This is a genomic window from Geodermatophilus sp. SYSU D00705, from assembly GCF_054050135.1.
Window position 1 is genome coordinate 41962 of sequence record NZ_JBJGYT010000029.1, and the last position, 12754, is coordinate 54715.

Below are 12754 nucleotides of genomic sequence, written 5' to 3' on the forward strand. Positions count from 1 at the left end.
CCTCCCGCGGGTGGTGAGGGGTCAGCGGTCGGTCGGGCGGACGGCGTGCCGGCCGGGCAGCTGCACCTGCTCCCCGGTGGGGAGCGGGGCGTCCAGACCGGTGCCGGTGCGCAGCTCCTGCTCCCGCTCGGCGGCGGCGGCGCGCACGTCGGCCCCGAACTCGCCGATCGCGTCGGCGAGGTCGCGCAGCCCCTCCACGAGCGCGCCGGCGATGCCCTGCGGGGTCATCTTCTCGGCGGCCCGGGACAGCTTGCGGACGACGAGCGCACCGATGGTGATGCCCATGGCCAGCCAGAACAACCGGCGCATCAGGCGGCCCGCCGGGCGGCGCGGCGGGCGCGGCGCTCGTCCTTGTCGCGGCGGGCGGCGTCGGCCAGGGCCTGCCCCTCCCGCTTCTTCTTGGCGGCGCTGCGGACGCCGTAGCTGAAGGCGGCGACCTTGATCAGCGGGCTGCCCAGGGTGGCGGCGACCACGCTGCTCAGCGCCGCCACGTTGCTGGAGACGTTCGCGGCGTTGCCGGTGATGTCGTCGACCCGCTCGAGGTTGCTGTTGACGTGCGCGACCGTGGTCGAGGCCTGGCTCAGGATCGGCCCGCTCTGCTCCCGCGTCTGGCGGATGGTCAGCGTCGCCTCGTCCAGCGTGCGACCCAGCTTGAGGATCGGGACGGCGAGCAGCACCACCAGCAGCACCAGGGCCAGCGCTGCGATCAATCCGGCCCACTCTCCTGCGGACACGCGGGATCTCCTGTTCCTCGTCGGCTCCTGCCCCCACCCGCCGGTACGCACCGGTGGGCGTCGGCCCGGCGTGGTCACAGTAGTCGCGGGCGCCGACGCCCGTCCGTCCCCCGCCGGGACCTCAGCGGCCGCGACGGACGATCGCCCGCAGCTTGGCCAGCCGCGCCGCGATCGGGCCCTCGGCGCCACGGTTGGTCGGGCGGTAGTAGTCGCGGCCGACCAGCGCGTCGGGGGGGTACTGCTGCGGGACGATCCCGTCGGGCGCGTCGTGCGGGTAGCGGTAGGTCGAGCCGTGCCCCAGCTTCTTGGCCCCGGCGTAGTGGGCGTCGCGCAGCCCGGGCGGCACCGGCCCGGCCAGCCCCGCCCGCACGTCGGCCGTGGACTCGCCGATCGCGACGGTCAGGGCGTTGGACTTCGGCGCGGTGGCCAGGTGTGCGACGGCCTGCGAGAGCGGGAAGTGCCCCTCGGGCATGCCGATGAAGGCCACCGCGTCGGCGGCGGCGACCGCGGTGAGCAGCGCCGTGGGGTCGGCCATGCCGATGTCCTCGCTGGCGGAGATGACCAGCCGGCGGGCGATGAAGCGGGGGTCCTCCCCCGCCTCGACCATGCGCGCCAGGTAGTGCATCGCGGCGTCGACGTCGCTGCCGCGGATCGACTTGATCAGCGCGCTGGCGACGTCGTAGTGCTGGTCACCCTGCCGGTCGTAGCGGACCGCGGCCTGCGCGACCGCCGTCTCCAGCGTCTGCAGGTCGATCTCGGCCGCGCCCGCCGCCACCGCGGCGCCGGCGCCGGACTCCAGCGCGGTGAGCGCCTTGCGCCCGTCCCCGCCGGCGATGCGGACCAGGTGCTCCTCGGCCTCCTGGCTCAGCGTGACGGCGCCGTCCAGCCCGCGGTCGCTGGTCAGCGCCCGGCGCAGCAGCGTGCGGACGTCGTCGTCGGACAGCGGCTGCAGGGCGAGGACCAGGGAGCGGGACAGCAGCGGGCTCACCACGGAGAAGAACGGGTTCTCCGTGGTGGCGGCGATGAGGCTGACGATCCGGTCCTCGACGGCCGACAGCAGGCTGTCCTGCTGGGTCTTGGAGAAGCGGTGCACCTCGTCGATGAACAGCACGGTGCGCCGTCCGGCGTAGGTGAGCTCCCGCTTGGCGCCGGCGATGACCGCGCGGACCTCCTTGACCCCGGCGTCCAGCGCCGACAGCTGCACGAACTGCCGCTTGGTGGCCAGCGAGATGACGTGCGCCAGGGTGGTCTTGCCGGTGCCGGGCGGGCCGTAGAGGACCAGCGACATCGGCTCGTCGGCCTCGACCAGCCGGCGCAGCGGCGAGCGCGGGCCCAGCAGGTGCTGCTGGCCGACGACCTCGTCCAACGAGCGCGGCCGCATCCGGACCGCCAGCGGGGCACCGGGGTCGACCGCCGCCGCACCCTCGACCTCGGGCTCGTCGAACAGCGAACTCACGGCGTCCTCGGTTCGCTCCCGCGGGTCGCTCCGCTCCTCGGTCGCCGGCGCTCCCTCTCGGGCTTCCGCCCCTGTCCGCTCACGCTTGCGAACGCTACCCGCGGGGCACGACACCCCCGTGCAGCAACGACGCATCGGGGACACCACCGTCGGCGCCATCGGGCTCGGGGCGATGCCCCTGTCGACCAAGGAGGGCCGGCCCTCACCGGAGGACGCGGAGGCGGTGGTGCACGCCGCGCTCGACGCCGGGGTGACCCTCATCGACACCGCCGACGCCTACGCCCGCGACGAGGCGGAGTTCGGCCACAACGAGTCGCTGGTCGCCGCGGCGCTGGCCTCCTACGGGCCTGGCGCCGGGGACGTCCTCGTGGCCACCAAGGGCGGCCACACCCGCCGTGGCACCGACTGGGAACTCGACGGGACGCCGGGGTACCTGCGCAAGGCCTGCGAGGGGTCGCTGCGGCGGCTGGGGGTGGACGCGATCGGGCTGTACCAGTTCCACCGTCCCGACCCGGCGACGCCGTGGGAGGAGACGATGGGGGCGCTGCGGTCGCTGGCCGACGACGGCCTGGTGCGGATGGTGGGCATCTCCAACGCCGACATCGCGCAGATCGACGTCGCCCGCTCGATCATCGGGCCGGCGCTGGTGAGCGTGCAGAACCAGTTCTCCCCCGGCTGGCGCCACTCCGCCGACGAGCTGGCGCACTGCGCGGCCCACGGGCTGGCCTTCCTGCCGTGGAGCCCCTTCGGCGGGGTGTCGGCGGCCGGCTCGCTCGACGCCACCGCGCCGGCGTTCGCCGAGGTCGCCGAGGAGCTGGGCGTCTCGGTGTACCGCGTGACCGTGGCGTGGCACCTCGCGCAGTCCGAGGCGGTCATCCCGATCCCGGGCGCGTCGCGGCCGGCGTCCATCGTCGACTCCGCGGCGGCCGCCGACCTCCGGTTGACCGCCGACCAGCTGGCCCGCCTGGACGCCTGACCCCGGCTGCCACCGCTACGCCGACCGACCGACCGACCGCCCTCCGCCCGCCCTCCTTCCTCCGCCCGCTCTCCTTCCTCCGACCGCCCTCCTTCCTCCGACCGCTCTCGGCTGCCCGCCCGCTCTCCTCCCTCCCGCTCCGGGCCGAGTGAGCAGTTGTGGTCGCCGACCCGCGGAGACACGCCGCACCGAGCGACCACGACTGCTCACTCGGCCGGATCCACAGCGGACCCGGCTGTCCACGGATGCCGCCGGCGCCCACGCGCAGCCGGACGACGACCCGACCGTGGCCGGGTGGCCGACCACGACCTCCCGCCGACGTACACCCGCACCCAGGCCCGCGAGGCAGGAATGACCCGCGCGCAGCTCAGGGACGACGGCGTCCGGGTCTCGCGGGGCGCGTACGTCTCCCGGTCCGTCCGGCTGTCGGTGTACACCGCATCGACCGCCGTCCTGCCCCTGCTGCCCGCGGGCACGGCCGTGTCGCACCGCACGGCGGCAGCGCTGCTCGGTGCGCCGGTGCCGGCCGACTGGCCCCTCGAGGTGGTCGTGCCCGTGGGCTCGTACCGGCCCCGCCGCCGGCGACTGCGGGTGCACGTCCGCGACCTGGCGCCCGGAGACGTCATCCGCCACCTCGGACTGCCGGTCACCAGTGGGCCGCAGACGTGGCTCGATCTCGCCGCGGTCCTGCCGCCCGACCGGCTCGTCGCGGCGGGCGACGCCCTCTACCGGGCCGGGCACCTCGACGACGGGTCGCTGCGGCAGCGGCTCGAGCGCGCGGACGGGGTCCGTGGGGTCGTGCGGGCCCGGGAGTGGGCGCCGTTCCTGTCGCCCCTCGCGATGTCGCCCCCCGAGAGCCTCGTCCGCTGCTGGTTCATCGAGGCCGGCCTCCCACACCCTCTACCTCAGGTGGAGATCGAGGATCACTTCGGCCGGGTCGTCGCCCACGCGGACCTCGGCTGGCCGGAGTGGAAGGTCGCCGTCGAGTACGAGGGCCGGCAGCACGCCGAGCCGGGACGGTTCGGCAGCGACATCGACCGGTACTCGCTCATGGCCGCCGACGGCTGGCTCGTGGTCCGGTTCGGCGCGCTCCACCTGCGGCAGCGGGACGTGGTGGTGGACCGCGCCGCCCGCGCCCTGCGCAGCCGCGGCGCCCGGTGGTGAGTCCGAGTGAGCAGTTGTGGTCGCCGACCCGCGACGACCCGCCGCGGCGGGCGACCACAACTGCTCACTCGGCGGCGCGAGCAGGCCGCAGCCCGCGGACGGGCGCGGGCGAGGCGCCGACGTCAGCGGCCGAGGACCTCGCGGAGCGCGGCCAGCACCAGGGCCACCGTGTCGGGCCGGGCGTTCTGGCCCATGAGGCCGATCCGCCAGACCGATGCCGCGTAGGCGCCGACGCCGCCGCCGATCTCCAGGTCGTAGCGCTCCAGCAGCTCCTTGCGCACCGCCGCGGAGTCCACGCCCTCGGGCGCGCGGACGGTGGTCAGCTCTGGCAGCCGGTACCCCTCGGCGGCGAAGAGCTCCAGGCCCATCTCCTGCAGACCCGCGTGCAGCAGCCGGCCGGCCTCGGCGTGCCGGGCGTGGACGGCGTCCAGCCCCTCCTCGAGGATGCGGCCCAGGCCGGCGTGCAGCGACACGACCATGCCGGTCGGCGCGGTGTGGTGGTAGGTGCGCCCGCCGGAGCCGGCCGCCTCCCCCGCGTAGCCGCCGAGCATGCCGAGGTCGAGGTACCAGCTGCGCGGCTTCTCGATGCGCCGCTCCCAGGCGCGGTCGTTGATGGTGAACGGGGCCAGGCCCGGCGCGACGCCCAGGCACTTCTGCGAGCCGGAGTAGGCGAGGTCGACGCCCCACTCGTCCAGCTGCACGGGGATGCCGCCCAGCGACGTGACGCAGTCGGCCAGCAGCAGCGCGTCACCCTTGCCCGCGGCCAGGGGCGCCAGGTCCGAGCGCACCCCGGTGGAGGTCTCGGCGTGGACGGCGGCGATCAGCTTCGGCGACGGGTGGGCGGCCAGCACCCGGTCGACGTCGACCGGCTGCCCCCACTCGTGGTCCACCCGCACCACCTCGGCGCCGCACCGCGCGGCGACGTCGACCATCCGCTCGCCGAACAGGCCGTTGACCGCCACGACGACGACGTCGCCCGGGCCCACGGTGTTGACGAACGAGGCCTCCATGCCCGCAGACCCGGTCGCCGACAGCGGCAGGGTCCGCCGGTTCGTCGTCCCGAAGACCTGCCGCAGCCGGTCGGAGGTCTCGTCGAGGATGCCCAGGAAGACCGGGTCGAGGTGCCCCAGCAACGGCTGGGCCAGGGCGACCGTCGCCTCCGGGTACGGGTTGGAGGGGCCGGGACCGAGCAGGGTGCGGGCACGCAGCGGCATGCCCGCAACCTACCGGCGGGCCGTGACCTGCGTTACGGCCGGATGGCGACCCCGGTCGACGTCGGCCCCGGGGCACCCGGCTCGGCGGGCAGCGCCGACTCCTCCGGCACGGCGTCGATGCCGGCCTCCTTGCGCTGCGCCTCGGTGATCGGCGTCGGCGCGCCGGTGAGCGGGTCGAACCCGGCACCGGTCTTTGGGAAGGCGATCACCTCGCGGATCGAGTCGACGCCGGCCAGCAGCGCGGTCAGCCGGTCCCAGCCGAGCGCGGCCCCGGCGTGCGGCGGCGGGCCGTAGGCGAAGGCCTCGAGGAAGAAGCCGAAGCGCTCGCGGGCCTCCTCGCGGGACATGCCGAGGGTCTCGAACACCCGCTCCTGCAGCTCGGCGTCGTGGATACGCACCGACCCGCTGGCCAGCTCGTTGCCGTTGACCACCAGGTCGTAGGCGTCGGACAGCGCGTTCGCCTTGTCCTCGGCGAACCGCTCCCGCCACTCCGGCGTGGGCGAGGTGAACGGGTGGTGCATGAACGTCCACTCGCCGTCCTCGGTCTCCTCGAACATCGGGAAGTCGACGACGAACAGGAACGACCAGGAGCCCGGCTCGATGAGCTCCAGCCGGCGGGCGATCTCGTTGCGGGCCGCACCCAGCAGTTCCTGCGAGGGGCGGCGGGCGCCGGCGGCGAAGAAGACGCAGTCCCCGGGCTGCGCGCCCACGGCCGCCACGAGGCCCTCGCGCTCGGCGTCGGAGATGTTCTTGGCCACCGGGCCGCCGAGGGTGCCGTCCTCGGCGATGGTCACGTAGGCGAGCCCACGGGCACCGCGGGACTTCGCCCAGTCCTGCCAGGCGTCGAACGCCCGCCGCGGCTGCGACCCGCCACCGGGCATGACCACGGCTCCCACGTACGGCGCCTGGAAGACGCGGAACGGCGTCTGCGCGAAGTACGACGTCAGCTCGGTGAGCTCGATGTCGAACCGCAGGTCGGGCTTGTCCGAGCCGAACCGGTCCATCGCCTCGCGGTAGCTCATCCGCGGGATCTCCGGCACCTCGTAGCCGGCCAGCTCCCGCCACAGCGCCCGGACGACGTCCTCGGCGACGGCCAGGACGTCGTCGCGCTCGACGAAGCTCATCTCGAAGTCCAGCTGGGTGAACTCCGGCTGCCGGTCGGCGCGGAAGTCCTCGTCCCGGAAGCAGCGGGCGATCTGGTAGTAGCGCTCCAGCCCGCCGATCATCAGCAGCTGCTTGAACAGCTGCGGCGACTGCGGCAGCGCGTACCAGTTGCCCGGCTGCAGCCGCACCGGGACGACGAAGTCGCGAGCCCCCTCCGGCGTCGAGCGGGTGAGGTTGGGCGTCTCGACCTCGACGAAGCCGTGCTGCGCCATGACGCCGCGGGCGATCCGGCTGATCTCGCTGCGCAGCCGGATGGTGCGGGCCGGGCCCTGGCGCCGCAGGTCCAGGTAGCGGTACCGGTAGCGGACGTCGTCGGACGCCGCCTGGTCGGTCTCGATCGGGAACGGCAGCGGCGCGGACGCCGACAGCACCCGCAGCTCGGCCGCGGCCACCTCGATCTCGCCGGTGGGCAGCTCCGGGTTCTCGTTGCCCTCCGGCCGCCGGCGCACCTCACCGGTCACCAGCACGCAGAACTCGTTGCGGAGGGCGTGCGCCTCCTCCTCGCGGACGACGACCTGCACGTAGCCGGAGGCGTCCCGCAGGTCGACGAAGACGACGCCGCCGTGGTCGCGGCGGCGGGCGACCCAGCCGGCGAGGGTGACGGTGGAACCGGCGTCGGACGCGCGCAGCGTGCCGGCGTCGTGGGTGCGGAGCACTGGAGAGCCTTTCGGGGAGTCGTCGTCACCAGCGGCCGTGGACGTGGGCGCGGATGCGCTCGTCGTAGAGCCGCTCGAGGTCGGTGAGGTCGGAGTCTGTCAGCGGGGGCAGGTCGGCCGCCTCCGCGTTGCTGCGTGCCTGCGCGACGGTGCGCGCGCCCGGGATCACCGACGTGACGCCCGGCTGCTGGACGACCCAGCGCAGGGCGACGGCGCTGGGCACCCGGTCGCCGCAGATCTCGACGAACTCGCGGGCGGCGGCGACGCCGACCTCGTAGGGCACCCCGGCGAAGGTCTCCCCCACGTCGAAGGCCTCGCCGTGCCGGTTGAAGTTCCGGTGGTCGTCGGGCGCGAACGTCGTCGACTCGGTGAACCGGCCCGACAGCAGGCCGCTGGCCAGCGGGACCCGGGCCAGGATGCCGACCTGCGCCTTGGCCGCGGCCGGCAGCAGCTCCTCCAGCGGCTTGCGCCGGAAGACGTTGAGGATCACCTGGACGGTCGCGACGCCGGGGTGCTCCAGCGCGGTCAGCCCCTCGGCGACGGTCTCCACGGACACGCCGTAGGCGGCGATCGACCCGTCGGCCACGAAGCCGTCGAGGGTGTCGTAGACCCGCTGGTCGGAGTAGACCGCGGTCGGCGGGCAGTGCAGCTGCACCAGGTCGAGGGTCTCCACGCCGAGGTTGCGCCGCGACCGGTCGACCCAGGCGCGCAGGTTCTCGGGGGTGTACGTGGCGGCCTCGAACGGGTCCGCGCGGCGGCCGGCCTTGGTGGCGACGAACGGCCGCTCCGAGCGGGCGACCAGCGCCCGGCGGATCCGCTCCTCCGAGCGCCCGTCGCCGTAGACGTCGGCGGTGTCGAGCAGCGTGACCCCCGCGTCGAGCGCGGCGTCGAGGACGTCGGCGGCGGTGTCGTCGTCGACGTCCCCCCAGTCACCGCCCAGCTGCCAGGTGCCCAGGCCGACGACGCTGACGTCGGCCCCCGTCCGGCCCAGCGGCCGCTGTTCCATGCTCATCGGTCCACACTCGCACGCAGCCGCTCGAACAGCTCGGCCACCGGGACGGCGGTCTGCTCGCCGGTGCGCAGGTCCTTGAGCTGGCCCACGCCGTCGGCGAGGTCGCGCTCCCCGATGACGACCGCGTGCGAGGCGCCCGACCGGTCGGCGGCCTTCATCGCGCCCTTGAGCCCGCGGTCGCCGTAGACGGTGTCCGCGGAGACGCCCGCGCCCCGCAGCTGCCCGACCAGCCGCACCGCGAGCCGCTTGGCCTCCGCGCCGAGGGGGACGACGAACGCCTGCACCCCCGGGGCGGCGCCGATGTCCAGGCCCTCGGCCTCCACCGCGAGCAGCGTCCGGTCCACGCCGACGGCGTAGCCGATGCCCGAGACGTCGGGACCGCCGAGCGCCGCCGACAGCCCGTCGTAGCGCCCGCCGCCGCCGATCGCCGACTGCGCGCCGAGGCCGTTGTGCACGAACTCGAAGGTGGTCTTCGTGTAGTAGTCCAGCCCGCGCACCAGCTTGGGGGCCTCGGTCCAGGTGACGCCGAGGTCGGTCAGGTGCTGGCGGACGGCGTCGTAGTGCGCCCTGGTGGAGTCCGAGAGGTGGTCGACCATCAGCGGGGCGTCGTCGAGCTGCGCCTGCACCTCGGGCCGCTTGTCGTCGAGCACCCGCAGCGGGTTGATCTCCGCCCGGCGGCGGGTGTCGTCGTCCAGGTCCAGCTTGTCCAGGTAGGCCACCAGCAGCTCGCGGTACTGGGGCCGGCACGTCGCGTCGCCCAGCGAGGTCAGCAGCAGCTCGAAGTCGGTCAGCCCGAGGTCGCGGAAGCCCTGCACGCCGAGCGCCACCACCTCGGCGTCCAGCGCCGGGTCGTCGGTGCCGAGGGCCTCCATGTCCACCTGGGTGAAGTGCCGGTAGCGGCCGGCCTGCGGGCGCTCGTAGCGGAACGCCGAGCCGACGGTCCACAGCTTCACCGGCAGCGCGCCGGTGTGCAGGCGGTGCTCGATGAACGCCCGCATGAGCCCGGCGGTCAGCTCGGGGCGCAGGGTCAGGGAGCGGCCGCCGCGGTCCTCGAAGGTGTACATCTCCTTGGTCACGACGTCGGTGGACTCACCGACCCCGCGGGAGAAGACGGCGGTCTCCTCGAACACCGGCGTCTCGACGTAGCCGTAACCGGCCCGCCGCAGCGGCGCGGTCAGCGTGTCGCGGACGGCGAGGAAGCGCGCCGACTCCGGCGGCAGGGTGTCGAACGTCCCCTTCGGCGCGGTCAGCCCGCTCACAGGCCCCGGCCCTTCGGTGCCGGCCCCACGCCTGCGGCGGCCTCGGCCAGGTACGGGTTGGTGGCCCGCTCCCGGCCGATCGTCGTCGCCGGGCCGTGGCCGGGCAGCACCACCGTCGCGTCGTCCAGGGGCAGGACGACGTCGCGCAGCGAGCCCAGCATCGCCTCCCACGACCCGCCGGGCAGGTCGACCCGGCCCACCGAGCCGGCGAACAGGACGTCGCCGGCCAGCAGGCCCGGGGCCTCGCCCAGGTCCAGGGAGAACACCACCGAGCCCCGGGTGTGGCCCGGCGCGTGGCGGACGGTCAGCTCCACCCCGGCCAGGGACAGGACCGCGCCGTCGTCCAGGGGCAGCACGTCGGCGGGGTCGGGCAGCCGGACGCCGCTGATCAGCGGGGCCAGCTGCGGCCCGTGCCAGGCGATCGGGTCGGCGAGCATCCCGCTGTCCTCGGGGTGCAGGTAGGCCGGGATGTCGTAGCCGTCGCAGACCGGCAGCACGGAGAAGGTGTGGTCGAGGTGGCCGTGGGTGAGGACGACGGCGACCGGCTTGAGGCCGTCGTCGGCCAGCATGCGGGCCAGCGGCTCGACGGCGTCCATGCCGGGGTCGACCACCACGCACTCCTGCCGGGGCCCGGAGGCGACCGCGTAGCAGTTGGTGCCGAACGCGCCGGCCGGGAACGAGCGGATGAGCACCCGTGCAGGTTACGCGGGGCCCGCGCGGCGCTCCGTCGCTTCCCGGTGCCAGGGATCGCCCAGGAACGCCGCCTAGACTCGCGGATCGACCAGCGGTGCGTGGGCGCGCGCGGCCGAGCCCCCGCGCCCCGCCGCAGCACCCGTTCCGAGGAGTCCGACCCGTGCCGAGCAACAAGCAGCGGCGGCAGGCCGCCCAGCGGCGGCTGCAGCGCCAACTCGAGCGTCGCGCCGAGCTGGCCCGCAGGCGCCGCCGCAACCTGCTGATCGGGGTGACCACGGTCGCCGTGCTGCTGGTGCTCGGCGCCATCTGGCTGATCACCGGGATCAGCGGCGACGACAGCGACGACGCCGCCGCCGACCCGACGACGGCCGCCCCCACCAGCAGCGCCGCGGCCGCCACGACGAACCCCGACGGCACCGTGAGCTGCACCTACGCCCCGGACGACTCGGGCAACACCAACCTCGTCGACGTCGGCACCCCGCCCACCCCTGAAGCCACCCCGACCCAGGGCACCGGCACCCTCATGATGACCACCTCGCAGGGCGACCTCACCCTCACCCTGGACCGCGCCAAGGCCCCGTGCGCCGCGGCCAGCTTCAGCTACCTGGCGCAGCAGAAGTTCTTCGACGGCAGCCCGTGCCACCGCATGGTCAACGGCGACGCGTTCGGGGTCCTGCAGTGCGGTGACCCGTCCGGCACCGGCCAGGGCGGCCCGACCTACCGGTTCGCCGAGGAGGTCACGCCGGAGACGACCTACCCCCGCGGCACGATCGCCATGGCCAACAGCGGCACCCCCGGCTCGACCGGCAGCCAGTTCTTCCTCGTGTTCACCGACTCGCAGCTGTCCCCCGACTACACCGTCGTGGGCACCGTCGACGAGGCCGGCCTCGCCGTCCTCGACCAGATCGCGGCCGCGGGCAACGACGGCTCGATGGAGCCCAGCCCCGGCGGCGGCGCCCCGAACGTCCCGGTGACCATCGAGTCGATGACCGTGGTCGCGTGACCGCTCGGCTGCGCGCCGCAGGCGCCCTGGCCTGTGCGCTGGTGGCACTGGCCGCCTGCTCCGGCGACGACTCCAGCGGGGCGTCGTCGGGCGGCTCCGGCTCCGGTGGCGGCTCGGGCGGGTCGGCGTCCGCCTCCGGGACGACGACCTGCGACTGGGGCGCCGGCTCCACGGCCAACCCCTACCTGATCGAGGTCGACACCCCGCCGGAGGAGGTCCCCGCCGAGGGCACCACCGACCTGGTCGTCACCACCAACCTGGGCGAGCTGCGGCTCACCCTCGACCAGTCGGCGACGCCGTGCGCGGCGGCCAGCCTGGCGCACCTCGCGCAGACCGGGTTCTTCGACGACTCCCCCTGCCACCGGGAGGTCGACAGCCCCGGCCTGAAGGTGCTCCAGTGCGGCGACCCGACCGGAACCGGCGCGGGCGGCCCCACCTACACCTCCCCCACCGAGGTCACGGGAGAGGAGACCTACCCGCGCGGCACCGTCGCGATGGCCAACAGCGGGCAGGGCGTCGACGGCAGCCAGTTCTTCCTCGTGTGGGGCGACAGCCAGCTCTCCCCCGACTACACCGTCGTCGGCACCGTGGACGACGCCGGCCTGGCGGTGCTCGACGTCGTGGCGGCCAACGGCAACGACGGCTCGATGGACCCCAGCCCGGGCGGCGGCGCCCCCCGCGTGCCGGTCACCATCGAGTCGATCAGCGTGGCGTGAACCGCGTCCGCGGGCCGGTCGCCGTCCTGACCTCGGCGCTGGTCGCCGGGTGCACCGGCACCGTTCCGGGCTCCGGGTCCCCGGCGCCGGAGCCGGTCACGCTCGACGACACCCGGGTGGCCGCCTACTCCGCGGGCCAGCCGCACCTCACCGGCCCGGTCGACTACGCGGAGGACCCACCGGTCGGCGGCCCGCACGCGGCCGCCTGGGCCGACTGCACCGGCAGCGTCTACGCCGCCGCCGTCCCTCCGGAGAACGCCGTGCACGCCCTCGAGCACGGCGCGGTGTGGATCACCTACGACCCGGCGGTGGCCGGCGCCGACGACGTCTCGACCCTCACCGCGCTGGTGCGGGGCACGTACGGGCTGATGCTGTCCCCCTACCCGGGCCTGGGGACGACGGTGTCGCTGCAGGCCTGGAACCACGCCCTGCGCCTGGACGACGTCGACGACCCGCGCCTGGCGGAGTTCGCCGCCCTGCTCGCGGGCAACCCGGAGACCACGCCGGAGCCCGGGGCGCCGTGCGAGAACCCCGCCTTCCTCGCGGAGTCCGGCACCGCCTGATCTCCCGCCCTCCGCGGGGACCCGCCGCGTGGCGGACGTGTCCTCCGGGGAGCTCGTGGTCTGCCCCCCCCCCTGGGGCGTGCCCCAGCTTACGCAGGGGTAGGGGGCCCCGTCCGGCACCCCCGCTCCCCGCCACCTGCCCCC

General features: G+C 74.8%; 13 protein-coding genes. 5 read left to right on the top strand and 8 right to left on the bottom strand.

The annotated features are described in order from the left end of the window. Positions 1-21: 21 nt before the first annotated feature. From ACI78Q_RS18785 to ACI78Q_RS18795, 3 genes are all read right to left on the bottom strand, one after another. A complete protein-coding gene (locus tag ACI78Q_RS18785) occupies positions 22-309 on the bottom strand; it encodes a hypothetical protein (protein ID WP_456924955.1) in 288 nt (95 codons plus the stop codon). Further along, the gene (locus ACI78Q_RS18790) at positions 309-734 is read right to left on the bottom strand and encodes a DUF948 domain-containing protein (RefSeq protein WP_456924956.1); all 426 of its coding nucleotides are present in this window, start codon (positions 732-734) and stop codon (positions 309-311) included. The genes ACI78Q_RS18785 and ACI78Q_RS18790 overlap by 1 nt, the downstream gene beginning before the upstream one ends. Positions 735-855: 121 nt before the next feature. Beyond that, the gene (locus ACI78Q_RS18795) at positions 856-2190 is read right to left on the bottom strand and encodes a replication-associated recombination protein A (protein ID WP_456924957.1); all 1335 of its coding nucleotides are present in this window, start codon (positions 2188-2190) and stop codon (positions 856-858) included. Positions 2191-2308: 118 nt separating this feature from the next. Between ACI78Q_RS18795 and ACI78Q_RS18800 the strand changes: the two genes are divergently transcribed. Beyond that, entirely contained in the window at positions 2309-3166 is an 858-nt protein-coding gene (locus ACI78Q_RS18800; protein WP_456924958.1) for an aldo/keto reductase, read from the top strand. A gap of 294 nt (positions 3167-3460) precedes the next feature. Further along, positions 3461-4330 carry an endonuclease domain-containing protein gene (locus tag ACI78Q_RS18805; RefSeq protein ID WP_456924959.1) on the top strand — a complete coding sequence of 290 codons (870 nt, stop codon included), beginning with the start codon at positions 3461-3463 and terminating at the stop codon, positions 4328-4330. Positions 4331-4452: 122 nt separating this feature from the next. Here ACI78Q_RS18805 and ACI78Q_RS18810 read toward each other — a convergent pair whose 3' ends face one another. From ACI78Q_RS18810 to ACI78Q_RS18830, 5 genes are read right to left on the bottom strand one after another with little or no spacing between them, the layout of a single operon-like run. After that, complete coding sequence (locus tag ACI78Q_RS18810; protein ID WP_456924960.1) at positions 4453-5544, bottom strand: pyridoxal-phosphate-dependent aminotransferase family protein; 1092 nt, start codon at positions 5542-5544, stop codon at positions 4453-4455. A gap of 32 nt (positions 5545-5576) precedes the next feature. Then, positions 5577-7364: an aspartate--tRNA ligase gene (gene aspS, locus ACI78Q_RS18815; protein WP_456924961.1), complete on the bottom strand. Its 1788-nt coding sequence runs from the start codon at positions 7362-7364 to the stop codon at positions 5577-5579. 25 nt (positions 7365-7389) lie between these two features. Beyond that, positions 7390-8376 (bottom strand): aldo/keto reductase, encoded by a 987-nt coding sequence (locus tag ACI78Q_RS18820; protein ID WP_456924962.1) that lies wholly within the window; start codon positions 8374-8376, stop codon positions 7390-7392. After that, a complete protein-coding gene (hisS, locus tag ACI78Q_RS18825; RefSeq protein ID WP_456924963.1) occupies positions 8373-9635 on the bottom strand; it encodes a histidine--tRNA ligase in 1263 nt (420 codons plus the stop codon). The genes ACI78Q_RS18820 and hisS overlap by 4 nt, the downstream gene beginning before the upstream one ends. After that, the gene (locus tag ACI78Q_RS18830; RefSeq protein WP_456924964.1) at positions 9632-10327 is read right to left on the bottom strand and encodes an MBL fold metallo-hydrolase; all 696 of its coding nucleotides are present in this window, start codon (positions 10325-10327) and stop codon (positions 9632-9634) included. The genes hisS and ACI78Q_RS18830 overlap by 4 nt, the downstream gene beginning before the upstream one ends. Positions 10328-10488: 161 nt before the next feature. On the opposite strand from ACI78Q_RS18830, the gene ACI78Q_RS18835 reads away from it, so the two are divergent. From ACI78Q_RS18835 to ACI78Q_RS18845, 3 genes are read left to right on the top strand one after another with little or no spacing between them, the layout of a single operon-like run. Next, a complete protein-coding gene (locus ACI78Q_RS18835) occupies positions 10489-11331 on the top strand; it encodes a peptidylprolyl isomerase (protein ID WP_456924965.1) in 843 nt (280 codons plus the stop codon). After that, on the top strand, positions 11328-12047 hold the full coding sequence (locus tag ACI78Q_RS18840) for a peptidylprolyl isomerase (RefSeq protein WP_456924966.1): 720 nt from the start codon (positions 11328-11330) through the stop codon (positions 12045-12047). Before ACI78Q_RS18835 ends, ACI78Q_RS18840 begins: the two co-directional genes overlap by 4 nt. Further along, complete coding sequence (locus tag ACI78Q_RS18845) at positions 12044-12610, top strand: DUF3105 domain-containing protein (RefSeq protein ID WP_456924967.1); 567 nt, start codon at positions 12044-12046, stop codon at positions 12608-12610. The genes ACI78Q_RS18840 and ACI78Q_RS18845 overlap by 4 nt, the downstream gene beginning before the upstream one ends. Positions 12611-12754: the final 144 nt, after the last annotated feature.